Origin of the sequence: Paraburkholderia sp. BR10937 (genome assembly GCF_040965695.1) — a bacterium.
In the GTDB taxonomy this organism is placed as follows: Bacteria; Pseudomonadota; Gammaproteobacteria; order Burkholderiales; family Burkholderiaceae; genus Paraburkholderia.
This window is the reverse complement of record NZ_JBFRCL010000253.1, coordinates 1-243: the sequence shown is the minus strand read 5'-3', so window position 1 is coordinate 243 and position 243 is coordinate 1. Positions and strand designations below refer to the sequence as shown.

The following is a 243-nucleotide window of genomic DNA, read 5'->3' as shown; positions in this document are numbered from 1 at the left end:
TCAGCCAAACGCTCTGGAAAGTGCGGCCATAGTGGGTGATAGCCCCGTAGGCGAAGGCGGAATGGAAGAACTAGGTGTACGACAAGTAGGGCGGGACACGTGAAATCCTGTCTGAAGATGGGGGGACGGATCGCGGAAGGTTGTCCGGGTGTTGGAAGTCCCGGTCCTTGCATTGGAGAAGGCGCCTTGGCAAATCCGGGCGCGGAATTCAAGGGTGCGAGGCCATGCTCTTCGGAGCAGAAG

Annotated in this window: 1 rRNA gene; it reads left to right on the top strand. The window is 58.8% G+C overall.

Going from position 1 to position 243, the window contains the following annotated elements:
• Nucleotides 1-135, top strand: a 23S ribosomal RNA gene (locus tag AB4Y44_RS42865); the annotation flags it as partial.
• Between the last annotated feature and the right edge of the window lie 108 nt (nt 136-243).